The sequence below is a fragment of the uncultured Campylobacter sp. genome (assembly GCF_937997465.1).
Taxonomy (GTDB): domain Bacteria; phylum Campylobacterota; class Campylobacteria; order Campylobacterales; family Campylobacteraceae; genus Campylobacter_A.
On record NZ_CALKTQ010000323.1, the window covers coordinates 1 to 23339 of the forward strand.

Sequence of the window (23339 nt, forward strand, 5' to 3'; positions counted from 1 at the left end):
CCTGCAAAACCAATATCGCACGGCTCAAATCAAGGAAATGCGCATAAAATAAATCTATAAAAATAGCGTGAGCAAAACGGTGGATAAAAGTTTGCTCACTTTTTAAATAGATCTTTATTGTTTGGGTTTGACATTAACGCCGACATCGACTTTTCAAGCTGATTTTTTTGAGATTTGTAAATAGAAAAATTTACCAAAATCGGGCTGTTTTCCACCAAAATTTGCACGATAGCTCCAAGCGGAAAGCTAACGATGCTGGCGAAATTTTCCTTACCAAAACCCGCCTCGAAGCTCAGCTCGTCTGGAGTTAGCTTGGCGCTGCTAAAAGTGTAGCCGGCAAGCGTAAAGACGATAACGGGCGCCGTAAAAGTGCTCTTAATGTACTCCGGCAGCTCGGGGTTAAATTTGACCAGATCAAGGTTGGCCATCGCCGAAAAGGAGCGGTCGTTTTTTAGCAGATACTCCACGCACTCAAAAACGTGCTCCTTCATCATCGCCGCAAATCTCTCGTCGTCTAAAATCTCATCAAGCATTTTACCTCCTTTTTGTGCCTTTTCTCAAATTTACTGTCCGCAGTCGTGCCGAATTTGGCTTCAAATAAACGCAAAATTTAGCGTCAAATTTGTCGCCTTATATTCGGTTCGGCTAGTCAAATTTGGCCGCGCTTTTAAATTTACTCCCCAAAGCGCGTCAAATTTGCGCCCTCTACGCTTCCTGACAAAACTCCCCAACTAGCTTTCTAACCTCGTTTATGCCGATCTGCCAAAACGCAGCGTCCTCGATATCAAAGCCAAACATCCCGACCAGCTCTTTTGGCGATCGCGAGCCGCCCGCGCTTAAAAACTTGGTGTAAATTTGCGTGAAATTTTCGCATTTGCCGCTTTTATAAAGCCCAAAAATCGCCAGCACCAAAAGCTGCGCGTAGGAGTAGGCGTAGCAGTAAAACGGCGTATGGATGAAGTGCGGGATGTAACTCCACCAAATTTTATAGTAGTCGTTTAGCGCGACGCTTTGCCCGAACATCTTAGCACTCTCCTCAAGCCAAATTTTATTTAGCTCCTCGGCGCTGATCTCGCCCTCATGCGCGTGAACTCGGCGCTCAAAGGTAGTGAAGTTTATCTGGCGGTAGAGCGTGGCGAAGATATCCTCGATCTTGCCGGCGAGTAGGGCGGTTTTTTCTCTGCCTTTTAGCGTGCTTTTGACGTGATCAAAAACCAGCATCTCGCAAAAGACCGATGCTGTTTCTGCCGTAGTTAGCGGCGTGTCGGCGTTTAGAAATCCGACGCTTTCATAGGCTAGATTTTGATGCGCGGCGTGACCTAGCTCGTGCGCTAGTGTAAAAAGATCCCGCCTCTCGTCGGTGTGGTTTAAAAGCACGTATGGATGGGCTTTTGCGACGCCTGATTGCGAAAAGGCGCCGCCTCGTTTATTTTCGGCCGGATAAACGTCGATCCAGCCCTCTTTAAACGCGCGAGCGGCTATCTCGCCGAATTTCGGGCTAAATTTAGAAAAAGTCTCAAGCACGATTTTTTTGCATTCGTCAAATTTATAAATGCTCTTGCTCTCGCCCAGCGGCGCGCATCTATCGTAGTCGTAGAGCTTTTTAAAACCTAAAATTTTGCGCTTTTTTTCGTAAAATTTAATCGGCAGATCAAAGCTCGTCTCGGCGGCCTTTATGAGCGCGTCCACGCTAGCCTTGGTCGTTTGGTTTGAAAAATGCCGAGGACTTTCTGGCAGATCAAATTTCCGCAGTTCGCAGCTAGTTTTTAGGCTGGTTTTGATCATATTATAGATGTAGCTAAGTAGATGCTGCTGGGGCGCTAAGCCGCCAGAGAGGCTCTTTGCGGCCGCTTTTCGCTCGGCTCGGTCTGGGCTGTGAAGCTTGGATAAGATCTCCTCTTCGCCCAGCATTTTGCCTTTAAATTTAAACTTAAGCGCGCTTAGTGTCTCGTCAAAAAGCCGCGAAAAACCTTCCGCGCCCGTGTTTGCCGTGCGCAGTAAAATTTGCTCCTCTTTTAGGCTTAGCTGGTGGGCTTTTTCTTTTGCGATACTATCTAGATAGTAGCCAAGCCTAGCACTTTTGGCGATGATTTTGTTTTGTCTGGCTTCGTCAAATTCGTTAAATTTAAGCTCAAAAAATAACAGATGATTTTGCGCTTTTGAGCTTAGCTCGTCAAATTTGGCGTAAAACGCGCCCTTTGAGGTGTCTTTTGAGAAAACTAGGCTCACGTAAATTTGCACGCGAGCGATGTTTTCTAACAAATTTTCGTATTCGTTAAGCGCGGCAAAAAACTCCTCGTCGCTTAAATTTAAAAATTTATCCGAGTATTTAGCTTCAAATTTTTCGCACTCACTTTGTAACGAAAGAGCTGATTTTTCAAGCTCTTTTTCGTTTTTAAAAAGCGGGGTCAAGTCCCAAACGTTCATTTTACCGCCTTAAATTTACTCTACGGTTTCTGAGGCTACGGCGGTGAAAAGTACGTCAGACGCGCTGTTTACGGCTGTTTCTACTGAATCTTGGATCACGCCGATGATAAATCCTACGCCAACAACCTGCATCGCGATGTCGTTACCGATACCAAATAGCGCGCAAGCAAGCGGCACGAGTAGTAGCGAACCGCCAGCGACACCTGAGGCTCCGCAAGCGCCCAGAGCCGAGATAAAGCAAAGTAGTAGCGCGTCGCCGAAGGTAACCGTGATAGACGGGATAGAATTTACCGCCGCAAGCGCCAAGATACCGATAGTTACGGCTGCGCCGCCCATGTTTATAGTAGCTCCTAGCGGGATAGAGATCGAGTATAGCTCCTCTTTTAGCCCTAGCTTTTTGCAAAGCGCCATATTTACGGGGATATTTGCCGCCGACGAGCGAGTGAAAAACGCCGTAACCGCACTCTCTCTAACGCAAGTCATAACAAGCGGATATGGGTTTTTCTTGGTAACTACAAACACCATCGCAGGGTAGACGACGAAGGATACGAAAGCCATGGAGCCTACTAGAACTAGGATCAGTTTTAGGTAGCCCGCAAGCGCTTCAAAGCCCGTCTCGTGGATGCTGATAGTAACTAAGCCAAAGATACCAAACGGCGCAAGGCGGATGATAAATCTAACGATTTTAGTCACGCCGTCGCTAACGTCTTGGAATACTTTTTTGGTTTCTTGCGTGCAAAATCTCATCGCGATACCGCCGCCAACAGCCCAAGTGATGATACCGATGTAGTTGCCGCTAGATAGCGCGTTGATAGGGTTTTGAACCATTTTAAAGATAAGGTCTTTTAGGACGTCGACGATGCCCTGCGGAGCGCTCATATTTGCGCTCTCGACGCCTTTTAGCACGAGCTCCATCGGGAAAAGAAAGCTTGCTACGACCGCAACTACGGCAGCCAAAAATGTGCCGACTAGGTAGAGCGTAATTACCTTTTGCATGCCTTTTGCGTGGCCGAATTCTTTTACGATGATAGATGTCGCAACTAGTACGAAAACCAGGATAGGCGCGATAGCTTTAAGCGCTCCAACAAATAGATTTCCCAAAACGGCGATAGAGTTTGCTACCGAATTTGCCGTGTCCGTTAGCCCCTTTTTAGCCGCGGCTAGCTGCGCTGCGTCGCTCACGCCTTTTGCGATTAGTTCGTTATAAGGAGCCGCCTGATAGTGCGTCCAAAAGCCGATAACGGCGCCTAGAGCTAGGCCGATTAAAATTTGAACGATCAAATTTCCGTCGGCGAACCTTTTTGCCAGTTTGCTAAACATTCTAGTGTCCTTGCCTTAAAATTTAATATTAGTTTAGGATTATAGCCGAATTTACGCGGAATTTACAAGCTTTGAGCGAGATTAATTTGAATTTTATTATGAAATGTTACAATTGCGAGATTAATTTTCATAAAGGAAAAGTATGTATTTATTTACTTCAGAGGTTGTGAGCCCGGGTCACCCGGATAAATGCGCCGACATCATCGCCGACAGCATCGTAGATACGATCTTGATGCAAGATCCAAACGGCCGCGTCGCTAGCGAAGTTTTCGTCGCGGGTAAAAACATTATAATAGGCGGCGAGATAAACTCTAAGGTCAAGCTAAGTTTTAAAGACTACGAGGCGATCGTTAAAAACGCATTGGCAAAAATCGGCTACGACGGCAAGTCTAAATTTACTAAAGAGCAGTGCCTGCATCCCGACGACATCGAGATAAAAGTCTGCGTAAATCAGCAAAGCGCTGATATAAATCAAGGCGTCGATCAAGAAGGCGGCGAGATAGGCGCCGGAGATCAAGGCATAATGTTTGGCTTTGCTAGCTGCGAAGCAAACGAGTATATGCCAGCAGCCATAACCTACGCTAGGATACTTTGCGATAAGGTTTATAAATTTGCCAAAGCTAATCCCGATAAACTGGGCGTCGATATCAAAACTCAGGTTACCGTAGACTACGGCACGAAGGATAACTTTGAAAACTGCAAACCTCAAAGCATCCACACTATCGTCGTTTCGGCTCCTTGCGTCGAGACGATGAAGATAGAGGAGCTGCGCGCCCTAGTGCAAACTCTCATCGACGACGCGGGCTTGCCAAAGGGCCTTTACGATAAAAGCAAAACGCTAATCTACATCAACCCGACCGGCCGCTACGTAAATCACAGCTCGCTTCACGACAGCGGACTAACGGGCCGCAAGCTCATCGTAGATAGCTTTGGCGGATATAGCCCGATAGGCGGCGGTGCGCAAAGCAGCAAGGACTACACGAAAGTCGATCGCAGCGGTCTTTACGCAGCGCGCTGGATAGCTAAAAACATCGTCGCGGCAGGCCTTGCTAAAAAATGTATCGTCCAGCTAAGCTACGCTATCGGTATGGCAAAGCCTACCTCTGTGAGCGTCGATACGATGGGCACGCAGATCGCGGGCGTAAACGACGATATGCTATCAAATTTCGTTAGCGAAAACTTCGCTCTCACTCCGCGCTGGATAACAAATAAATTTGGCCTGGACAAACCTGGCAAGGATACGTTTTTATATGCTAAAGTAGCAGCCAAAGGTCAAGTCGGAAACGCCAAATATCCGTGGGAAAAGCTTGACGCCGTGGATACTTTTAAAGCTTTGATTAAATAAATCCTCAAGCCCGCTAAATTTAATGCGGGCTTAAATTTACCATCAAATTTAAGGCTTCGTATGAAATTTTGCCCCGCTTTATGTCTTAAATTTTACTTCAAAAACCGCTCGGCAAAATTTAAAGAGAGTTAAAATGCAAACGGCAACAAGCCAAAACGGCAAAAACAAAACGCTCGGATTCGTTTTGCTCGGGCTTTGCGCTTTTTATTTTCTTTGCGCGCTAGGCATTTTTGTATTGCCTTTTGACGTGCTAGCTCGCTCGTCTTTGGCTAGAGATTTCGTGGAAGCTATGCTTAAAATTTACTCGGCCGTTGAGAGAGCCTTTTCTCATACAGATTTTACGCAAAAGGCCGCGTTTTATATCGCTTATATGGGGGTTGTTAAGGTCGTCATGCTTGTCGGTTTCGTCGCGGCTTGCTTGCTGTGCGGCAGTAAAGAAAATAAAGCTCGCGTAATGAAACAAGCAAGAAAAGAAAATCCGGTAGTGGGATTTTTCGTTTCATTTTGCGGTATTTTGTGGGCTGGTTTTTTGATAAATAGGGATTTTGCAGGTTATTATATCGGATATCGTAAGCCGAGAAATTCACCTGAATACGAATGGGTGTTGAAAGCTCCCGGCGAGCTGTTTTGGCAGATGTGTATTGATTTTATGTTTGTAGTTTTTGTTGCAGTTTGTATATTTTACATGGCATTGCAAATTTGGTTGCTATTTCGCAAGCGTAAAAACGCCTAAATTTAGCAAATTTATCTGAAAAATTTATCGAGCAAGCCTTGCTTTGGCGTGATTATCTCAGACGGCGAGCCGTTTACGCTGTGATAGATGGCTTTGCCGTATTTCGTCGCGTAGTATCTGAGTAAAATGCGCTGTAAATTTGGCTCGGTGCTAGGCACAAACCAGCCGTTATTGGTCACTGCGATCATGACGTCGAATTCTCCCGCAAATAGCTCGTCCCTAGTCGCTTCGTAGCAGATCGCGTTTCTGATTTTTACGCCATCTATCTCGTAGTCGCTAGGAGCGCTTGCGGTCTCAAAATCCTTCGCGCCGCCGAAAAATATCTTATTTATCAAATCTCTTGCAAACGCCGGTAGCGGGATCTCCTCACCAAAGGGCACGAGGATAAATTTATCCATCCGCCGCATCTTGCCGCGGTCAAAGAAAAACGCCGAGTTGTAGTTGGTGCCGTTTTCGCGAGCTAGTGCGCCCGCGACGATAGCGATCTTTTGCGATTTTTCCAGCAACTCGGCGATGAGATTTCGCTCGTGCGTCATATAGACGGGAAAGGCGCTCTCGGGCAAAATAACCGCCCTAAATCCGGCGTTTATCGCCTCGTCTATGATGTCTAAATTTTGATTTATAAACTCGTTTTTTAGCTGTTTGGCCCACTTTAGCTCTTGCGCGACTTCGGTGTTTGCGAGCTTTACTTCAAAAGGCAGAGTTTTAAAATTTGGCGTACCATACTGCACCGCGCAGGCTAAAAGCGCAGCAAAAGCGATAAATTTAAGGCGGTTTTTAACGTAAAATAGGCACAAAATCGCGGCGAAAATAAACGCAATGGCGAGTAAATTCGGCGCAAAAATGCCCGGCACAAAAACGGCTTCTAAATTTAGCCAGTTAAAGCCGAATGGATGGATGTTTGAAACCAAGATAAGCAGCAAAGCCTTTAGCCAAATTTGAGCCGGGATGCCCGCTATCAAAAAAAGCGCGCCGTAGATGATCCCGATAGCTAAAATCTCAAGCGGGATGAGGTAGCTAAGCTCGTAATAAACGAGGCTAAAGCTGATCCAGTAAAACCAAATGATCCCGATAAAAAATCCCGTCCAAAAAAAGCCGCGGCGGTCAAATTTAAGTAGCAAATAAAAGCCCGCGATCGCAAAAAACGGTGAGATGAAATTTAAAATTTCGCCGCCTAAAACATCAACTAGTATAAAATTTGAGATTAAAATCGCGCCAACAAAGGCTTTTATTATAATTTTAGTGCTAAAATAAGGGCTTAAAATTTTTTTTATCAAGGAACCCCATGCAAGAAGGAAATTTCGTAGCTTCATTACTGCCTCTAGTCGTGCTTTTCGCGATATTTTATTTTTTGGTTATCAGACCGCAGCAAAAACAGCAAAAGGCTCATGCCGCGATGATAGCCGCACTCGAAAAGGGCGACAAGATCATAACTAGCGGCGGGCTAATCTGCGAGGTGATAAAACCGGAGGATGATTTTATCAGAGTTAAGCTTAACGACGACGTAATCGTGCGCGTTTCACGCGAATTTATCGCGAGAAAAATAGAAAAAACAGAGACGAAAGCAAATGCGTAACGGCAAAATAACGTATAGGCTAATTATCTTTGCTTTGGCTTTGATTTTGGGCATTATATTTTCCGCGCCGTCTTTTACGGACAAGCTAGGCGGGTCTAAAATCAGTCTAGGACTTGACTTGCAGGGCGGACTTCATATGCTTCTTGGCGTTGAGACCGAGGAGGCCGTGCACTCAAAGATCAAATCTATAGCCGCTAGCGTGAACTATTTTGCGAAAAAAGAGGACGTTTTAATCGATAGCTTTAAGATCCGCGAAGACAAGGTGGACTTTGAGCTACTCGACGCGGACGAAGCCGCTAAAATCGACGGCATGCTAAAAGATATTAAGGGTCTTAACGTACAAAAAGACGGACTAAAATACTCTATCGGCTTAACCGACGCCGAGAAGGCCGAAACTATCGAATACGCGATAAATCAAGCGGTCGAAACTATCAGAAACCGTCTCGATCAGTTCGGTCTAGCAGAGCCTACGGTAGCAAGACAGGGCAAGGATAATATCCTAGTCGAGCTTCCCGGTATCAAAACGGCAGCCGATGAGCAGCGCGCACGCGATCTCATCGCAAAAGCCGCGCACCTCCAGCTAATGGCCGTCGATGAAAAGCGCCAGTCGCAGGCAAACTCGATGAGCGAGGCTGAGGCTGAGAGCTACGGCGACATCATCTATCCAGACGTCAAAAACGAACAGATAAAATACGTCGTAAAAAATATCCCCGTCCTTGACGGAGCGATGCTAACGGACGCTAGAGTGGCCTTTGATCAGCGCACGAACGCGCCTATCATCAGCTTTACTCTAAACGCCGAGGGAGCTAGAATTTTTGGCGATTTTACCGGCGCAAACGTAGGTAAGCGCCTAGCTATCGTGCTTGACGGCAAGGTGTACTCGGCTCCGTCGATAAACGAGCGAATCGGCGGCGGAAGCGGTCAGATAAGTGGCGGGTTTAGCGTAGAGGAGGCTCATGACGTAGCTATTGCGCTTAGAAGCGGCGCTCTTTTGGCTCCGGTAAAAATGCTAGAAAAGCGAAGCGTAGGACCAAGTCTGGGTGCTGATAGTATAAGACAATCTATGATCGCGCTTGCGTCGGCTTCGGTTTTGGTTGTGCTGTTTATGATAGCTTATTACGGTTTTAGCGGCATTTTGGCAAATATCGCGCTTGTCGCAAATATCTTGATACTAGTCGCCGTGATGGCGATGTTCGGTGCGGCTCTAACGCTACCGGGAATGGCCGGTATAGTGCTAACCATCGGTATGGCAGTCGATGCCAACGTCATCATAAACGAGCGTATCAGAGAGCTGCTGCGCGACGGAGCTAGTATCGCAACGAGCGTGAAAAAGGGCTATGAAAACGCGATGAGCGCGATCATAGACGCAAATTTGACTACACTTATTACCTCGGTCGTGCTTTACGCCTACGGTACTGGACCAGTTAAGGGCTTTGCCGTGACGATGGGCATAGGTATCATCGCTTCGATGATAACGGCGATCTTGGGTACTCACGGTATGTTTGATACGATTATAAATAAAATAGAAAAAAGCGGCAACACGCGGTTTTGGTTCGGTTATAAAAGGGTATAAATGCAATTTTTCTCAAAGGCACATGTTTATGATTTTATGAGCAAGCGCTACATCGCGCTCGCCGTCTCTGCCGTGCTGTTTTTCGGTTCGCTTTTTTTGATGGCGACGAAAGGCTTTAACTACGGCATCGATTTTTCGGGCGGTACGCTCATCCAGGTGAAATACGATAGCGCAGTCTCGCTAGATAAAATTCGCGCGGCTTTAGCAAAAGACGAAGCCTATAAAAACGCGAGCGTTACGGAGTTTGGCTCAGCCGAAGAGGTTACGATTAGATTTTCGGGAGCAAACTCAAATTTGGGTAGCGACGTCGGAGCTAGCGTAGCCGAGCTTTTAAAAGATACGGGCAAATTTGAGATCCGCCGTACTGACGTGGTCGGGCCTAAAGTCGGCGACGAGCTACGCGAAAAGGGTGTGATGGCGCTTGCAATCTCGCTTGTTGGTATTTTGATCTATATCGCGTTTAGATTTGAGTGGAGATTTGCGATGGCGGCGGTGGCCTCGGAGATTCACGACGTCGTGATTACGATGGGAGCTATCAGTCTTTTTGCTATCGACGTAAATTTAGACACTCTCGCGGCGATCCTTACGGTCGTGGGCTACTCGCTAAATGATACGATCATCGTCTTTGACCGTATCAGAGAAAATATCAAAAGCAGCAAGAGCACGCATCTTGATACGATAATAAACGAATCAGTCTCTGCGACGCTAACTAGAACGATACTCACCTCGGGCACCACGCTCATCACGGTCGTCGTGCTATTTTTGTTCGGCGGAGATATGATACACGGATTTTCTTTGGCGCTGATAGTGGGCATAGTCATCGGTACGCTTAGCTCGATATTCGTCGCTGCGCCTATGCTTTTGTGGTTTAAATTTAGCGTGGAGAAATACCGCGCCATGGAAGCGGAAAAGGCGCGCGTACAAAGAGAAAAAGACAAGCAACGCGCGATGTTTGAAAAAGGCACTATATAAGGAGAAGCGATGAACTGGGGCAAGGTTGTTTATATATTTTTCGCGCTTATGAGCCTGACGACGACGGCGGGGTTTTTATACGATAAAAACGAGATTGCGCTATTTGTGGCGGCGAGCGTAAACGTGATCTCGACGCTGCTAAAAATAGGCGTAAAAAACGTCTTTGCCGCCGAGCTTTTTGCTAGCTCGCTAGTGGCTGATTTGCACCTTATTCCGGCTTTTGTGCTACTTCAGGTAAACGGCAACGCGCATATGGCGTATTCGCTAGCGATCGGCGCCGCGATAGCAAACGTCTTTTCTTTGGCGCTTGTTCTGGTCGAGTCCGGTAAGACGCAAGAAGAATTTTAGGAGTAAAAATGAGTGAAATTTTAAAATACGAGCCGGCGAAAATAGAAAAAAAATGGCAAGAAATTTGGAGTAAAAACGGCGAATTTGAGCCCAAAGACGACTATAGCCTGCCTAAAAAATATATCCTAAGCATGTTTCCGTATCCTAGCGGACGCATCCATATGGGACACGTGAGAAACTATACCATCGGCGACGCCTTGGCTCGCTACTACCGCAAGCGCGGCTACAACGTCCTTCATCCGATCGGCTTTGATAGCTTTGGTATGCCTGCGGAAAATGCGGCGATAAAGCACAAGATCCATCCTAAAATTTGGACTTATGAAAATATAGATTACATGCGCGGCGAGCTTGAGACGCTGGGGCTTAGCTTTTCTAAAAAGCGAGAGTTTGCGACATCTGATCCGCTTTATACTAAATTTGAGCAAGAATTTTTCATCAAAATGTACGAAAAAGGGCTGGTTTACCGCAAAAGCGCGGTCGTAAACTGGTGCGAATACGACCAAACCGTACTTGCTAACGAGCAGGTCGAGGACGGATGCTGCTGGAGATGCGGAAATGCCGTCATCCAGCGCGAGTTGCCGGGCTACTATCTAAAGATCACCGATTACGCGCAGGAGCTGCTAGACGATCTAAAGCGCCTTGAAGGTAAATGGCCGTCTCAAGTGCTCACGATGCAGGAAAACTGGATCGGCAAGAGCTTTGGCTTGGAGTTTAAATTTGAGCTTGACGAGGAGTCGAAGCAAATTTTAGAGGGTGGCGAGCCAATAGACGGTTTTGAGGTATTTACCACGCGCCCTGATACGATTTACGGCGTTAGCTATGCGGCTTTAGCGCCTGAGCACAGGATCGTAAAAAGACTGCTTAACGCAGGCAAATTAGAGCCGCAAAAAGCGGAAAAAATCAGAAAAATTTTAAACCAAAGCCCGCGCGAACGCCAAGCTAGCGAAAAAGACGGACTGTATCTAGGCATAAACGTCTTACACCCGCTAACCGGAGAAAAAGTACCGGTTTGGGTAGCCAATTTTGTCCTGGCAGACTACGGTAGCGGCGCGGTTATGGCGGTACCGGCTCACGATGAGCGCGACTATGAGTTTGCGAGTAAATTTGACCTGCCTATAAAATGGGTAGTTAAACCTGCGCAGGGCGAATTTGAGGGCGGCAAGGCGCTAACAGAATACGGAATATCTATAAATTCGCCGCTCATAAACGGTCTTGGCAGCGAAGAGGCAAAACTAAAAATAATAGAAAAATTTGAAGCGGACAAGATCGGCAAACGCGTCGTAAATTTTAAAATCCGCGACTGGGGTATCTCTAGACAGCGCTACTGGGGCGCTCCGATACCGATGGTGCACTGCAAGCACTGCGGCGTCGTGCCTGAAAAGATCGAAAATCTGCCAGTGACGCTACCTGATGACGTGCAGATAACAGGCGAGGGAAATCCGCTCGATAAACACGAGAGCTGGAAACACGTCAAATGCCCAAAATGCGGCGGCGAGGCCGTTCGCGAGACCGATACGATGGATACGTTTTTTGAGAGTAGCTGGTATTTCGCTAGATACGCCAGCGACGAAAAAACGTGGCAGGATCGCGCGTTTGATGCTAAAAGCGTGAATTATTGGATGAATGTGGATCAGTACATCGGCGGTATCGAGCACGCGATCTTGCACCTGCTTTACGCGAGATTTTTCCAAAAGGCTTTGCGAGATCTAGGCTACCTCAGAGACGACGAGCCGTTTGAGCGACTACTCACTCAAGGCATGGTGCTAAAAGACGGCAAAAAAATGAGCAAAAGCAAGGGCAACGTGGTTGATCCAGACGACATCATCAGCAAATACGGCGCCGATACGGCGAGGCTTTTTATCCTATTTGCCGCACCTCCGCAAAAGGAGCTTGAGTGGAACGATAGCGCGGTCGAGGGCGCATTTAGATTTTTAAATCGCTTGTACGAACGAAGCTCGGGCGTAAAAAGATGCATGCAAATCCCGCAGATAGCGCACGCAAATTTGAGTAAAGAAGAAAAATACGCACGTATGAAGGTTTACGAGGCGCTTAAAAAATCAAACGACGTTTATGAGGAAAATTTTACCTTTAATACCCTAATTGCTGCTTGTATGGAGGCTCTAAATGCCGTAAACGCACAGGACAATCAGGACGTAACGACGGAAGCGTTTTTTATCATCTTAAATTTGCTCGAGCCCATCGTGCCGCATGTCGCAAACGAGCTTAGCGAGCAGCTATTTGGCAGGGTGAATTTTACGAAAATAGAAATTTTAGACGAGGTTTTTGAAAAAGATAGCTTAAATTTGGCTATCACCGTTAACGGCAAAAGGCGCGGCGAATTTGAAGCGCCAAGCAGCGCGAGCGATGACGAGGTTTTGGCTCTAGCTAGACAAAGTGCGGCTAAATGGCTAGAAGGAAAAGAAATAATCAAACAAATTTACGTGAACGGCAAACTCGTAAATTTCGTAATAAAAGGCTAAATCGTGAAGATAAAATTTTTACTACTTTTGGCGACTTTCATCTTGGTTGGATGCGGCTATAAGCCCGTCTCAAAGATCACGAACGACATAATGGGCGACCGTGTATACGTAAACGTATTGATAAGCAAAGAAGAGCCTAAAAACAGCGTTTGGATCAAAGATAGCGTACTAGAGGGTATCGTAACAAGGCTGGGCAAACGCATAAGCTACGATAAAAACGAGCCAACCACCATAACCGTCTCGATCAAATCGCTTAACTATCAAGCGCTATTATATGATGAAAACGGCTATGTGACGTCGTATAAAGCGATACTAACGCTAAATTTCGACACTAAGTTAAAAGGCGGCAAAACGCTATCGGTGACGACTTCGGGCGAGCACGACTTTACCGTTTCTCAAAAGGTAAGAGATACTAGATTCGCAGACGGCGTCATCAGCGAAGGCGAGAAATTTAACGCCATAAAAGAGGCTTCGCAAGAGGCTTTCGACGAGTATATCGCCGTACTTGCGGTAAAAGGGCTGAAAAATGGCGACTAGCGTCAGCCAAGTCATAAAAGAATCGATTCAGACTATGAAAGAGCGCGGGCTCATGCTAACTCCGGATAACTACGCCGAGGTTTTTTGCGAGATAGCGAAAAAAAACGGCGTTATAGTGCCTGATTGCCAGAAGCTTGAAAAATACTCGGCTCGTCTGAATGACGAGCTTAAGGCGCAGCTAAAACAAAAAAACGTAAGAAACTTGGACGAGCTTTTTGCTTTTATGGCGGCTAGGCTAAATTCGCCCGGCCTTGCCGAGTATCCAAAACTAATAAATGCGCTCGTAGCTATGAATAAAAAGGTTTTTCAAGCCGTAGCTTCGCTACATAATAAAAATGCTAAAAATTTAGCCGAAGCTAGCTCCGAAGCTCTAAATAGAAGACTAGATGCGCAAGCCATAGATAGAATAAAAGACAAATGGTTTGATTTTTTGACCGATTACGACGATGGTTTTTTGAAAAGATTGGGCGTTTACGGCGTTAAAAATTTTAGCGACTTAAAAGATATCGTTGCTGAGCTTGAGGATGTTTTGACGAAAGAGCAGGCTTGCGAAAAACTAGTTCCGCTCGTATCGGATATGCTAAGGCCTTCTATTACCGATAAAATCGACGGCGAGATAGAAAAAGTAAATAAAATTTTAAAAAGCGATCCAAAGCTTTTAGAAGATTTCTCGGTTAGAAAAAATATAGAAAATTTGACCAAAAAGCGTATCGAGCTTGATAGGGCCGAGGTTTCTACGAAAGTCGGATCGCTAGATAAGGTTTTGGACGGCATAAACGAGCAAATAGCAAGCCTAATCAGCAGTTCTTCTAAAAGTTCAAGCCAGATGCAGTTTATCAAAAACGATCTAAATTCGATAAATTTAAACGAAGATAGTTTTGAGGGGATCAGAGATAAATTAAAAAATATCGCCGATACCTTGGATGTCGAGGTTAAGCAATTAGGCGAGCAGATGCTAAGCGACCAGCAAACTATACAAGAACTACAAGCAAAAGTTAGCAGGCTAGAAGTAGAGTTAGAAAGCGCGAAAGCCGAGAGCAAAGAGGATTTTTTAACTAAAACCGCGACAAAAAAAGCACTAATGGAAGAGCTTGGGCGTTTAGAGATTGATTTTTTACAACAAAATGCCGACTATGCCGTGTGTTTTTTTGACATAGATCATTTTAAAAATATAAACGATATATACGGGCACGACGCCGGCGACGTAATAATAGCAAGCGTAGGAAAAACTCTTAGGGGTAACTCTAGGGAAGTTGATTTCGTAGCTAGATACGGCGGCGAGGAGTTTGTGGTTTTGTTGCCGGGGTTTGATATAGCACAGAGTATAGAGTTTGCGGACAAGGTGCGCGATGCGCTAAAAAACTCCAAATTTTTATACAAAGACGAGCGCATTAGCGTTACGGTGAGTTGCGGCGTTGCGATACGCAGCCAAAATCAAAGCCAAGCAGCCGTACTAGAAGCTTCGGATAAAATGCTATACCAGGCTAAGCAAAACGGCAGAGATCAGGTGATGCCTAAAATTTAATGAAACTAGAATATTTTTTAGAAAACAAACCCCTTTTTTATAAGGAAATCAACCGCGCGCGCATGCCAAATGCCTTTAAATTTGTGCAAGACGCGTTTAAAATCCCAAAAATCATCCATCTTATCGGCACGAACGGAAAGGGCAGCACTGGGCGATTTTTAGCGCAGATGCTTGCGCACGGCCATAGCGTCGGACACTATACGAGCCCGCATATTTTCGAGTTTCGCGAGAGATTTTGGATGAACGGCGCCGTAGCTAGCGCGGACGCGCTCGAGACGGCTCACGAGAAGCTGATTAAAATTTTGCCTGCCGAGGTCGCGCGCTCGCTTTCGTATTTCGAGTATGCGACGCTGCTTTGCGCTCCGCTTTTTGAGGGGTGCGACTTTTTCGTCTGCGAGGCGGGCGTAGGCGGCGAATTTGACGCTACGAACGTATTTGACAAGCGCCTTAGCCTCTTTACTCCGATCGGTTTTGACCACACGGCGCTGCTGGGCGATACGCTAGAGCAGATTGCGACGACTAAATTTAACGCGATGGCGGACGCTGCTTTGATGAACGACGACATGAACGAGCTTTGCGTCGGTATCGCGCGAAAAATCGCCGCTAAAAAGGGCGCAACGCTCAAATTTGCGTCCGAAAATTTAAGCAACGAGGATAAAAACGAGATTAAAATTTACGCGGAGAAATTCGGCTTGCCCGAGTTTTTGCGCTCAAATTTGGCCCTTAGCTCTTCGGCTTTTAGGGAGCTTGGGTTTAGCTTAAATTTGGCAAATTTAGGTGCGCTAGATCTTGGCGGACGTTGCGAAAAGATCGCGCCAAACGTAACGATCGACGTCGGGCACAATGAGATGGCGGCGCAAGCTCTAGCTAAAAAATTTGCGGGTAAAAAGCTAAATTTGATCTTTAACGCCTTTGCCGATAAGGACATAAAAGCCGTCCTAAAGGCGATCAAACCGATCGTTAAAAAAACTTACATCATCGAGTACGAGACGCCTGGTCGCGAGCTAGCAACAGCGCAGGTGAAAGAGGCTTTGCAGGAGCTTGGTATGGAGTTTGCGGACTTTACGGACGTGCGCGCGGACGAGGAGTATCTGGCGTTCGGGTCGTTTTACCTCGTGGAAGCCTTCTTAAAAAGGTACCGCGGTGCAAAGTGAGGTTTTTGAGTATTTTTTAAACGGAGGCGATGCGCAGCTGCTCGTCTGCGAGGATGACAAGGAGGCTATCGCGGCTCTTAGCGCGGCGGAATTTGCCGGGTTTAAGGCCTTTAGATTGCCTGATTTTAGGGCGCGCGAGGGCGATGATCTGCGTAGCTTTAGCGCCGAGCTTTTTGAGCTCTCCTCCGAGTTATCTAAATTTTACGAATTTAAGGGCAAAAAGGTCCTCATTAGCCCTGTTTGCACGGTGCTAAACAAACTTCCCGGCAAAAAACATCTACAAAAACTAACGCTAAATTTCGGCGACAAAATCGATCCTAGAGAGTTAGCCCAAAAGCTACTGCGCTTTGGCTACGAGGCGGTCGATATCGTAGAGAGCGAGGGCGAGTTTTGCGTTCGCGGCGAGATCATCGACATTTTTTGCGTCGGCGCGCAGGAGCCAAACCGCATTTTGCTATTTGACGACGAGATAGAGAGCATCAGGCACTACAGCACGCAAACGCAAATTTCAAACAAAACCGAGCTAAAAAGCGTTGAAATTTCGCCTTTTATCGCGGCTCTGGGCGAGGCTGAGTTTGAAAAAACGTCCGAAAAAATAAAAGATATGCAAACGGACGCGCTAATCAGCGACCTAAAGACGCTCGGATTTTGGGCGATAGATGGATTTATCGACTACACGCGCGAATTTAAAACGGTTTTAACGAAAAAATTTGACGGCTTTGAGCGGGATCTAGGCGAGGTGGCAAATTTGCCCGTCTTGCCCGCGGCTAAAGTTTATAAAGATTTAAGCGTAACTTTAAACGTCGATTTTTTCGAGCTAAATAAAAATAAAAAAATCAAGGTTTTAGCGCGCAACGTTGGTCTTTTTAACGCATTAAATTTGAGCGAATATCAAAACGTAGAGTTCGTGCAAACCGAAGCAGCGTTAAATTTGGTTTCACCAAGCGAGATCATCGTCTCGCTAAATAAATTTGAAAAGAAAAAACGCGCCAAAAAGCCAGGCCTAGTGATCGACGAGCTAAAAGCCGGCGACTACGTCGTGCACGAGGAGTACGGCATCGGCAAATTTACGGGGCTTGAAAAGCTAACCGTGCTAGGCAGGACGCGCGAGTTCGTCGTGATCGTTTATCAAAACGAAGACAAGCTGCTTTTGCCAGTCGAGCATCTAAATTTGATCGATAGATACGTCGCAAGTAGCGGCAGTATCGCGGTTTTAGACCGCCTGGGCAAGGCAAATTTCGCCAAGATAAAAGAAAAAGTTAGAGCCAAACTTTTCGTCATCGCGTCAAAAATTATTTCACTAGCCGCCCAGCGTGAGCTCATCCGCGGCGAGATCATCGCAAAAGATGATGCGGAGTATCTAAATTTCTTGCAAAACGCGGGCTTTGCCTACACGAGAGATCAGGAGCGCGCATCAAGCGACATCGCAAACGACCTAAAAAGCGGCAAGGTGATGGATAGGTTGCTTAGCGGCGACGTGGGATTCGGTAAAACCGAGGTTGCTATGAACGCGATATTTAAGTGCGTAAAATCGGGCTTTCAGGCGCTATTTTTCGTACCGACGACGCTTCTTAGCTCGCAACATTTTAAAAGCTTAAAAGAGAGGCTGGGCAAATTTGACGTTAGCGTCTTTAAACTCGATCGCTTCACGAGCGCAAAGGAAAAAGCGGCCGCGGTTAAGGCACTGGAGGCGGGGCAGCCTTGCGTTTGCGTTGGTACGCACTCGCTTTTATCGGTAAAGCCCTCAAATTTAGGCCTCATCATCATCGACGAGGAGCATAAATTCGGCGTCAAGCAAAAAGAAAAACTAAAAGAGATTTCAAGCGCCTCGCACGTGCTATCTATGAGCGCGACGCCGATACCGCGCAGCCTAAATATGGCGCTTTCAAGCGTCAAAGGCTACTCGGTGCTACAAACTCCGCCAAGCTCGCGCCTAGACGTGCGAACTAGCGTGCGCGAGTGGGACGAAAAGGCGGTAAAAGAGGCCATCATGCGCGAACTGCGCCGCGGCGGGCAAATTTTTTATATCCATAACCACATCGCCACGATGCCTCAGGCAAAAAAGCAAATTTTAGACATAATGCCAAATTTGCGCATCCTCACGCTACACTCCAAGATCGACGCCAAAACGACCGAAGAGGAGATGATGAAGTTTGAAAACGGCGAGTACGACGTGCTGCTAAGCACCAGCATCGTAGAAAGCGGCATACATCTACCAAACGTAAACACCATCATCATCGAGAGCGCGAATAAATTCGGCATTGCAGACCTGCATCAGCTGCGCGGACGCGTCGGCAGGAGCGACAAGCAGGCGTATTGTTACTTCCTCGTCGAGGACAAAAACGCTCTAAGCGCGGACGCTCTAAAACGCCTCGTTGCGCTTGAGAGCAACTCGTTTTTGGGCTCGGGCAGCGTGCTAGCCTATCACGATCTAGAAATCAGAGGCGGCGGCAATCTCGTCGGCGAAGCTCAAAGCGGCCATATCGAGGCAATCGGCTATTCGCTCTACATCAAAATGCTTGAAGAAGAGATAAATAAACTGCTAAATAAAGAGAGCTTTGAAAGTGCAAAAATCGATCTGAAACTTAGCATAAACGCGTTTTTAAATTCGGAGTTTATTGGCGAGGATAGATTGCGTCTGGAGCTATATAGGCGGCTTAGCAAGTGCAAAGAGGTGGCCGAGGTTTACGAGATAGAGGGCGAGATCGAGGATAGATTTGGCAAACCGGATATCTACACCAAGCAGTTTTTAAGCCTCATTATAATTAAAATTTTAGCGATAAAAGCGGGCTTTAAAGCTATCTCAAACGCCGAGCAAAATATCGTGTTAACCGCGCAAAACGGTGAGCAAACCAGGCTAAAATCAAAGAGTAAAGACGATGATGACGTGATAGAGGAGATCTTGATCTATCTTAGAAAACTAAACAAAGGACGGGCGGAAAAATGATAGACTGGAACACGACTGCCGCAGCGATTTATAGGCGTAAATTTGGCGCATTAAAAGGCGTGATAGACGTTGATTTCACGCAGCTTGAGGGGCTTATCGGGATCGAAAAGCAAAAAGAAGAGCTTGTAGAAAATACGCGAAATTTTTTAGAGGGCCAAGGTGCAAATCACGCGATACTGTGGGGCGCGCGAGGTTGCGGTAAAAGCAGCCTGGTTAAGGCCGTTTTTACTAAATTTTACCCGGAGGGCTTGCGTCTAATTGAGCTAAAAAACGACGAGCTGGAGATGATCCCCGAGATCATTTACGAGATCAGGGATAGCAGCTTTAAATTTATCGTTTTTTGCGACGATCTTAGCTTTGAGACTGGGGACAGGAGCTATAAATTTTTAAAACCCGTGCTTGAAGGCTCGATCGAAAAAGCGCCTAAAAACGTGCTGGTCTACGCTACTTCAAACCGCCGCCACCTGATCAGCGAACTAAAAAGCGACAACGAAGGCGCGAAGGTCGGCGAGACTGAGCTGCACTATAGCGACGCGGTCGAAGAAAAGATCGCGCTTAGCGATAGATTCGGGCTTTGGCTCAGCTTTTATCAGGGCAGTTTTGCCGACTATCTAAAGATCGTGGATTTTTACTTTAAAGATTTCGTGGGCGATAGAGCCATGCTTCACGAGCTGGCTAAACAATACGCCCAGCTTCGCGCTAGCCGCTCTGGACGCACCGCGAGGCAGTTTTATCTAAGCTATAAAGATAAAATTTGATGGCAAATTTAACTAGAGTGGGATTTGTCGGCGACATCGTCGGACGCGCGGGACGAAGCGCGGTGATGCAAAATTTGCCCAAATTTAAGCGCGAATTCGAGCTTGACTTTATCGTCGCAAACGCCGAAAACGCGAGCGGTGGCTTTGGCCTAACCGCAACCAACGCGCACGAGCTGCTAGACTGCGGCATCGACGTGATCACGGGCGGCAACCATAGCTTTGATAAAAAAGACGTGGTTGCGTTGATGGAGGCTCTACCTATCATCCGTCCGTATAATCACTTCGCGGGAACTGCGGGACGTGGAGCAATAAATTTGAACAAAGACGGCAAGAGCCTAAGCGTGGTAAATTTGATGGGGCACTACGGCTTGCCGCATACGAACAACGCCTTTTTAGAAGCCGAGTGTGCACTGGGCGAGTGCGAGAGCGAAAACATCCTCATAGACTTTCACGCCGAGGCCACGAGCGAGAAAAACGCGTTTTTTAGGCTATTCTGCGGTCGTGTGGGAGCCATAGCCGGCACTCACACGCACGTGGGCACCGATGATTTGCAAATAGTTAGCGGCACCGCGTACGTGAGCGACGTCGGGCTTAGCGGGGCGTTTGACGGCGTCATCGGCATGGACGCGGAAGCACCCGTAAAGAGCTTTTTAACGGGGCTCAAGCACTCGTTTAAGGTAAATGAAAAATGCAGGCGGATTTTTCAAATGGTCGTGTTTGAATTTGACGGCGGACACTGCACGGATGCCTTTAAGGTCCGCGTGATAGACGGAGTTAGCGAGCCTTTGGTGCAGCGAGCGGTCAAATTTGCATAAACGAGCGCAAATTTGAGCCGCGCAAGGCTAGCGACGGCTTTTACTCAAATTTAAGCGCGGCGGCGTTTTGGACGATAAATTTGAGCAAGAGCCGCACGCTAAATTTGCTAATAAACAAAGAAAAAAAGGAAAAACGATGGATAGCACGCAGCTTTTTTTGGCGCTAAAAAACGCGGGCGTAAAGGCTGATGCAGACGGCCCTCTGTGGTGGCCAAACGCAGGTACTTTCGAGGTCGTGGTCGGCGCCGTTTTGATACAAAATACCAACTGGAAAAACGCCGATAAAGCGCTAAACAATTTAAAAAACGCAAATTTGATGAGCCTGGAAGGTATCGTAAAAACGCCCACGGCCGAGCTTGCCTTGCTCATAAAACCTAGCGGCTTTTACAACACCAAAGCAAAACGCCTAAAAACGCTTTGCGAGGCGATTTTTAAAAAATTCGGCGATTTTGAAAATTTCAAAGAAAACGTTAGCCGCGAGTGGCTGCTTGGCGTCAAAGGCATCGGCGCGGAGACCTGCGACGCGGTGCTTTGCTACGCGTGCGGGCGCGAGGTGATGGTCGTAGATAGCTACGCTTTGCGGATTTTGAGCTTTTTGGGGTATGAGTTTGAAAGCTACGACGAGGCGCAGGAGTGGCTGGGGGCCGTAGATAGCGAGCGGATCTGCGAGGCGTACGGACGCGAGCTGGATATGAATGAAATTTACGCCAAATTTCACGGCAAGATAGTGGAGTTTTGTAAGGCGCACTTTAACGGCAAGAGGCTGGACGAAGCAGGCGAGGAGATACTAAAATCTATAAAATAGGAGCGAAGATGAAGATAAATTTTATAAATTTACAGGCCCAGTATCAAAGATACAAAAACGAAATCGACGAGCAGATCAAAGAGGTGTTAGATAGCTCGGTCTATATCGGCGGCAAGGTCGGCGAGCTAGAGGAAAATTTGGCTAAATTTAGCGGCGCAAAGCATGCTATAGCTTGCAGTAGCGGCACGGACGCGCTATTACTTGCCTTTATGGTGCTTGATATAAAGCCCGGCGATGAGGTCATCACGACGCCTTTTACCTTTATCGCGACGGCCGAGATGATAGCGTTTCTGGGCGCGAAGCCCGTGTTCGTCGATATCGACGAGAGGACGTATAACATCGATCCGAATTTGATCGAGGCAAAGATCACGCCAAAGACCAAGGCTATCGTGCCGGTGTCGCTTTTTGGGCAGGCGGCGGATATGGCGGCGATAAACGCTATCGCGCAAAAGCACGGCCTAACTGTTATCGAGGACGCCGCGCAAAGCTTTGGCGCGAGTCAAAACTGCGTAAAATCCTGCAACCTCTCGCGCATCGCTACGACCTCGTTTTTCCCGGCTAAGCCGCTTGGTTGCTACGGCGACGGCGGAGCGATATTTACCGACGACGACGCCCTAAACAAAAAGATACGCATCCTGCTAAATCACGGCCAGTCCGAGCGCTACATCCACAAATACATCGGTATAAACGGCAGACTCGACGCCATCCAGGCGGGCATTTTAAACGTCAAGCTAAAATACCTTGACGCCGAAATTGCAAAACGCCAAGAGATCGCGGCGAGATATACTGGCGAACTAAAGGGCGTCGTAGCGCCTTTCGTCGCGGAGGGCAACGTCTCGGCGTGGGCGCAGTACTGCATCCGCGTAAAAGATAGAGCGAAAATGCTAGAAATCTGCGCGCAAAAAGGCGTGCCGACGGGAGTTTATTACCCCGTGCCACTGCATTTGCAAGAGGTGTTTAAGGATCTTGGCTATAAGCTTGGGGATTTTGCCGTGAGTGAAGCGGTAGCGCACGATATAATGGCGCTACCGATGTCTGCGTTTGTAACCAAAGAGGAGCAAGACTATGTCATCGAGGTTATAAATAATGCTTAAATTTGCGCTCATAGGTCTTGGCGTCATGGGCAAAAACCACTATCGCGCGCTACAAAACGTCGCTGGCGTGCAGATAGCCGCTCTTTGCGATCCGTTTTGCAAGGAAAATTTCGCGCAAAAAATTTACTTGGGTCTTGACGAGATGCTAGAGAGCGAAAATTTAGACGCCGCCGTCATCGCTACGCCGACCTCGCTACATAAAGAAGCGGCGCTAAAATGCATGCAAAAGGGGCTAAATTTGCTCATCGAAAAACCCGTTTGCGCAAAAGCCGCGGATGCTCAAATTTTACTTGAGGAAGCTAAACGGCGAGATATAAAGGTAGCCGTCGGGCACGTCGAGCGCTTTAATCCCGCGATCGCAGCGCTAAAAAAAGAGCTAGCAAACAAGGAAATTTATAGCGTACAAATAACCAGAAATGCGCCCTTTCCGCAGCGAATCACGGACGTGGGGATACTGGCCGATCTAGCCGTGCACGATATCGATCTGATTAGATTTTTAAGCGGCAAAGAGATAAAAATCGCCGATATAAAAAGCTCGCGCAAAATACACGCCAAATTTGAAGACAACGCGGTTTTGTCGTTTGAGCTTGAGGGCGAGATAACGGCTCTCATCGCTACCAGCTGGCTCGCGCACAGACGCAAAAGGACGGTCGAGGTCGCGTGCAAAGGGGCGGTTTATGAGGCTGATTTACTAAATCAGAGTCTCGTTAAATTTAGCGAATTTGACGCAAGCGCGTGCAAAATGCAAAATATATTCGTAAAAAGAACCGATCCGCTAACAAGCGAACTGGAGGACTTCGTACGCTTATTAAGCGGCGGGCAAAGCACGGGAGCAAGTATAAAGGACAGCCTAAAAACGCTAAAAATCATAGAGAGCGCGAGCTAAATTTTAGGCTGAAATATAAAAGAAAATTTATTTTTGTATATTTT

General features: G+C 47.1%; 20 protein-coding genes. 16 read left to right on the forward strand and 4 right to left on the reverse strand.

Features of this window, described 5'->3' with window-relative positions; all coding sequences use genetic code 11:
• Window positions 1–95: 95 nt before the first annotated feature.
• The 3 genes from Q0546_RS10945 to sstT all read right to left on the reverse strand — a co-directional run bounded on the left by Q0546_RS10945 (window position 96) and on the right by sstT (window position 3747).
• Complete coding sequence (locus tag Q0546_RS10945; protein ID WP_298058000.1) at window positions 96–533, reverse strand: hypothetical protein; 438 nt, start codon at window positions 531–533, stop codon at window positions 96–98.
• Between the two features lie 172 nt (window positions 534–705).
• Window positions 706–2427, reverse strand: a complete 1722-nt coding sequence (locus tag Q0546_RS10950; RefSeq protein WP_298792981.1) for a M3 family oligoendopeptidase — start codon at window positions 2425–2427, stop codon at window positions 706–708.
• A gap of 15 nt (window positions 2428–2442) precedes the next feature.
• Window positions 2443–3747, reverse strand: a complete 1305-nt coding sequence (gene sstT, locus Q0546_RS10955; protein ID WP_298792983.1) for a serine/threonine transporter SstT — start codon at window positions 3745–3747, stop codon at window positions 2443–2445.
• Between the two features lie 142 nt (window positions 3748–3889).
• Between sstT and metK the strand changes: the two genes are divergently transcribed.
• Complete coding sequence (gene metK / locus Q0546_RS10960; protein WP_298792985.1) at window positions 3890–5092, forward strand: methionine adenosyltransferase; 1203 nt, start codon at window positions 3890–3892, stop codon at window positions 5090–5092.
• Window positions 5093–5225: 133 nt separating this feature from the next.
• Window positions 5226–5825, forward strand: a complete 600-nt coding sequence (locus Q0546_RS10965; RefSeq protein ID WP_298792987.1) for a hypothetical protein — start codon at window positions 5226–5228, stop codon at window positions 5823–5825.
• Window positions 5826–5836: 11 nt separating this feature from the next.
• Here Q0546_RS10965 and Q0546_RS10970 read toward each other — a convergent pair whose 3' ends face one another.
• Window positions 5837–7138, reverse strand: a complete 1302-nt coding sequence (locus Q0546_RS10970; RefSeq protein ID WP_298792989.1) for an apolipoprotein N-acyltransferase — start codon at window positions 7136–7138, stop codon at window positions 5837–5839.
• Between Q0546_RS10970 and yajC the strand changes: the two genes are divergently transcribed.
• The 14 genes from yajC to Q0546_RS11040 all read left to right on the forward strand — a co-directional run bounded on the left by yajC (window position 7111) and on the right by Q0546_RS11040 (window position 23295).
• Window positions 7111–7401, forward strand: coding sequence for a preprotein translocase subunit YajC (yajC, locus tag Q0546_RS10975; RefSeq protein WP_002946610.1), 291 nt, complete (start codon window positions 7111–7113; stop codon window positions 7399–7401). The genes Q0546_RS10970 and yajC overlap by 28 nt on opposite strands.
• Entirely contained in the window at window positions 7394–8974 is a 1581-nt protein-coding gene (gene secD, locus Q0546_RS10980; protein ID WP_298792992.1) for a protein translocase subunit SecD, read from the forward strand. Before yajC ends, secD begins: the two co-directional genes overlap by 8 nt.
• Window positions 8975–9946 (forward strand): protein translocase subunit SecF, encoded by a 972-nt coding sequence (gene secF, locus Q0546_RS10985; RefSeq protein ID WP_002953041.1) that lies wholly within the window; start codon window positions 8975–8977, stop codon window positions 9944–9946.
• Between the two features lie 9 nt (window positions 9947–9955).
• Window positions 9956–10294 carry a DUF6394 family protein gene (locus tag Q0546_RS10990; protein ID WP_002953043.1) on the forward strand — a complete coding sequence of 113 codons (339 nt, stop codon included), beginning with the start codon at window positions 9956–9958 and terminating at the stop codon, window positions 10292–10294.
• A gap of 8 nt (window positions 10295–10302) precedes the next feature.
• Window positions 10303–12774, forward strand: coding sequence for a leucine--tRNA ligase (gene leuS, locus Q0546_RS10995; protein WP_298792996.1), 2472 nt, complete (start codon window positions 10303–10305; stop codon window positions 12772–12774).
• A gap of 3 nt (window positions 12775–12777) precedes the next feature.
• The gene (locus Q0546_RS11000; protein WP_298792998.1) at window positions 12778–13311 is read left to right on the forward strand and encodes a penicillin-binding protein; all 534 of its coding nucleotides are present in this window, start codon (window positions 12778–12780) and stop codon (window positions 13309–13311) included.
• Window positions 13301–14836 carry a GGDEF domain-containing protein gene (locus tag Q0546_RS11005; protein ID WP_298793000.1) on the forward strand — a complete coding sequence of 512 codons (1536 nt, stop codon included), beginning with the start codon at window positions 13301–13303 and terminating at the stop codon, window positions 14834–14836. Before Q0546_RS11000 ends, Q0546_RS11005 begins: the two co-directional genes overlap by 11 nt.
• Window positions 14836–15990, forward strand: a complete 1155-nt coding sequence (locus tag Q0546_RS11010) for a bifunctional folylpolyglutamate synthase/dihydrofolate synthase (RefSeq protein ID WP_298793002.1) — start codon at window positions 14836–14838, stop codon at window positions 15988–15990. The genes Q0546_RS11005 and Q0546_RS11010 overlap by 1 nt, the downstream gene beginning before the upstream one ends.
• Window positions 15980–18937, forward strand: coding sequence for a transcription-repair coupling factor (gene mfd, locus Q0546_RS11015; RefSeq protein WP_298793004.1), 2958 nt, complete (start codon window positions 15980–15982; stop codon window positions 18935–18937). Before Q0546_RS11010 ends, mfd begins: the two co-directional genes overlap by 11 nt.
• Window positions 18934–19695 carry an ATP-binding protein gene (locus Q0546_RS11020; protein WP_298793006.1) on the forward strand — a complete coding sequence of 254 codons (762 nt, stop codon included), beginning with the start codon at window positions 18934–18936 and terminating at the stop codon, window positions 19693–19695. The genes mfd and Q0546_RS11020 overlap by 4 nt, the downstream gene beginning before the upstream one ends.
• On the forward strand, window positions 19695–20510 hold the full coding sequence (locus Q0546_RS11025) for a TIGR00282 family metallophosphoesterase (RefSeq protein ID WP_298793009.1): 816 nt from the start codon (window positions 19695–19697) through the stop codon (window positions 20508–20510). Before Q0546_RS11020 ends, Q0546_RS11025 begins: the two co-directional genes overlap by 1 nt.
• 136 nt (window positions 20511–20646) lie before the next feature.
• The gene (locus tag Q0546_RS11030; RefSeq protein ID WP_298793010.1) at window positions 20647–21315 is read left to right on the forward strand and encodes a 3-methyladenine DNA glycosylase; all 669 of its coding nucleotides are present in this window, start codon (window positions 20647–20649) and stop codon (window positions 21313–21315) included.
• Window positions 21316–21323: 8 nt separating this feature from the next.
• Window positions 21324–22409, forward strand: a complete 1086-nt coding sequence (locus Q0546_RS11035; RefSeq protein ID WP_298793012.1) for a DegT/DnrJ/EryC1/StrS family aminotransferase — start codon at window positions 21324–21326, stop codon at window positions 22407–22409.
• Window positions 22402–23295: a Gfo/Idh/MocA family oxidoreductase gene (locus tag Q0546_RS11040; RefSeq protein WP_298793014.1), complete on the forward strand. Its 894-nt coding sequence runs from the start codon at window positions 22402–22404 to the stop codon at window positions 23293–23295. Before Q0546_RS11035 ends, Q0546_RS11040 begins: the two co-directional genes overlap by 8 nt.
• Window positions 23296–23339 lie beyond the last annotated feature (44 nt).

What these genes read in the sequence shown, in the direction of transcription:
- Q0546_RS10945 (WP_298058000.1), bottom strand. Translation starts at nt 533, where the DNA reads ATGCTTGATGAGATTTTAGACGACGAGAGATTTGCGGCGATGATGAAG.
- Q0546_RS10950 (WP_298792981.1), bottom strand. Translation starts at nt 2,427, where the DNA reads ATGAACGTTTGGGACTTGACCCCGCTTTTTAAAAACGAAAAAGAGCTT.
- sstT (WP_298792983.1), bottom strand. Translation starts at nt 3,747, where the DNA reads ATGTTTAGCAAACTGGCAAAAAGGTTCGCCGACGGAAATTTGATCGTT.
- metK (WP_298792985.1), top strand. Translation starts at nt 3,890, where the DNA reads ATGTATTTATTTACTTCAGAGGTTGTGAGCCCGGGTCACCCGGATAAA.
- Q0546_RS10965 (WP_298792987.1), top strand. Translation starts at nt 5,226, where the DNA reads ATGCAAACGGCAACAAGCCAAAACGGCAAAAACAAAACGCTCGGATTC.
- yajC (WP_002946610.1), top strand. Translation starts at nt 7,111, where the DNA reads ATGCAAGAAGGAAATTTCGTAGCTTCATTACTGCCTCTAGTCGTGCTT.
- Q0546_RS10970 (WP_298792989.1), bottom strand. Translation starts at nt 7,138, where the DNA reads ATGAAGCTACGAAATTTCCTTCTTGCATGGGGTTCCTTGATAAAAAAA.
- secD (WP_298792992.1), top strand. Translation starts at nt 7,394, where the DNA reads ATGCGTAACGGCAAAATAACGTATAGGCTAATTATCTTTGCTTTGGCT.
- secF (WP_002953041.1), top strand. Translation starts at nt 8,975, where the DNA reads ATGCAATTTTTCTCAAAGGCACATGTTTATGATTTTATGAGCAAGCGC.
- Q0546_RS10990 (WP_002953043.1), top strand. Translation starts at nt 9,956, where the DNA reads ATGAACTGGGGCAAGGTTGTTTATATATTTTTCGCGCTTATGAGCCTG.
- leuS (WP_298792996.1), top strand. Translation starts at nt 10,303, where the DNA reads ATGAGTGAAATTTTAAAATACGAGCCGGCGAAAATAGAAAAAAAATGG.
- Q0546_RS11005 (WP_298793000.1), top strand. Translation starts at nt 13,301, where the DNA reads ATGGCGACTAGCGTCAGCCAAGTCATAAAAGAATCGATTCAGACTATG.
- Q0546_RS11010 (WP_298793002.1), top strand. Translation starts at nt 14,836, where the DNA reads ATGAAACTAGAATATTTTTTAGAAAACAAACCCCTTTTTTATAAGGAA.
- Q0546_RS11020 (WP_298793006.1), top strand. Translation starts at nt 18,934, where the DNA reads ATGATAGACTGGAACACGACTGCCGCAGCGATTTATAGGCGTAAATTT.
- Q0546_RS11025 (WP_298793009.1), top strand. Translation starts at nt 19,695, where the DNA reads ATGGCAAATTTAACTAGAGTGGGATTTGTCGGCGACATCGTCGGACGC.
- Q0546_RS11030 (WP_298793010.1), top strand. Translation starts at nt 20,647, where the DNA reads ATGGATAGCACGCAGCTTTTTTTGGCGCTAAAAAACGCGGGCGTAAAG.
- Q0546_RS11035 (WP_298793012.1), top strand. Translation starts at nt 21,324, where the DNA reads ATGAAGATAAATTTTATAAATTTACAGGCCCAGTATCAAAGATACAAA.
- Q0546_RS11040 (WP_298793014.1), top strand. Translation starts at nt 22,402, where the DNA reads ATGCTTAAATTTGCGCTCATAGGTCTTGGCGTCATGGGCAAAAACCAC.